Source organism: Methanolobus profundi, from assembly GCF_900114835.1.
Taxonomy (GTDB): domain Archaea; phylum Halobacteriota; class Methanosarcinia; order Methanosarcinales; family Methanosarcinaceae; genus Methanolobus; species Methanolobus profundi.
Window position 1 is genome coordinate 1 of sequence record NZ_FOUJ01000016.1, and the last position, 1467, is coordinate 1467.

Sequence of the window (1467 nt, forward strand, 5' to 3'; positions counted from 1 at the left end):
CTCTTCTTTGATTTTCTTTCCAGCAAGTCTGATACGTTCCTTACTGATTTCAGCAATGTTTTCATAACCTGCCTTAAATGCTTCTGATTTTTCATTACAGGGTTCTGGAAGCTGAACCATGATAAATTTGCGTTTACCTTCGTCTTCAGCATTTTGTTGCATTACGGCGTGTGCTGTGGTTGCTGATCCTGCAAAAAAATCAAGAATAATGTCGTTGGTATGGTTAGTGCTTAAATACAAAATATGATTCAAGAGGGATACAGGTTTAGGTCCATCAAAAAAACCTTTGTTATCAAATAGTTTTTTTACTTCTTGGTTGCCTACCTGATTATGTCCAACATCTTTGTATTTCCAAATTGTTAACGGAACAATTCCGTCTTTTACTTCTGATAAAAACCTTTTGATTGATGGTACATTGTCACCGTTTTCACCAAACCAAATTCTATTGTCTGCTATTAATTCTTCCATTTTCTCTTTGGAAAATCTCCAGCATTTACTATGTGGAGGATTCACAACTCGCCCCGAAGGAGTAGTTATTGGATAATCGTAATTGACGGAATACGTCTTTACAGACATGTCACCAGATTTCCAAGGACCTCTTGGATCGTCATCTCGGTTTGTGTATCTGCTATTTTGCTCTTCTGTTCTTGGCAATGGCTTAGGATGCCATCTTTGTTTATCTTTTGCATAAATAAAAATATGATCGTGATTATCACTGAACCATTTTGCATCATTTGAAGGGGCATATTTTTTTTCCCAAATAATATTAGCAACGAAATTATCAGCCCCGAAAACTTCATCACAGAGTTTTCGAACATTACCAGCTTCTCCATCATCAATACTGATAAAAATTGCCCCTTCCTCCTTGAGGAGGTTCCTCGCCAGTTTCAACCGTGAATATATCATACTCAACCAGTCTGAGTGGAAGCGACCATTGGAGTCGGTGTTGGGTACAAGCCGGTTGCCTTCTTCATCTTTCTGAGCTGAAGTCAACAGGTATTTTTCAGTGGACTCAGCAAAGTTATCGGCATAAATAAAATCATTACCTGTGTTATAAGGAGGATCAATATAAATCAACTTTATTTTGCCAAGATAGGTTTCCTGAAGCAGCTTGAGGACATCAAGATTGTCACCTTCAATAAACAGGTTCTCTGTTGTATCAAAATCCACACTTTCCTCACGACATGGACGGAGGGTCTTGGCAATAGGAGCATTGGCTGTGAGTAAAGATTCCCTTTTACCCGGCCAATTAAGATGATAGCGTTCCTGTGGACCATCCACTATATGTTTTGAAAGCTCCTGTTTTAAAAGGTCAAAATCAATAAATTTTTTCAGATTGCCTTTTTCATCTTTTGACTCGGTAACACAGTTAGGAAACATTGCCTCAAGTTTTGCAACATTTTCTTCAGCAAAGTTGGGGCTGTGCATTTTTAATTCATCCATTATAAGACTCCTTCATCCATCAAC

Annotated in this window: 1 protein-coding gene; it reads right to left on the reverse strand. The window is 38.1% G+C overall.

Annotated elements, in window-relative coordinates; translation table 11 throughout:
- Nucleotides 1-1443: site-specific DNA-methyltransferase (locus BM008_RS14630; protein ID WP_177188109.1), on the reverse strand; the 1443-nt coding region annotated here is incomplete at its 3' end.
- Nucleotides 1444-1467: the final 24 nt, after the last annotated feature.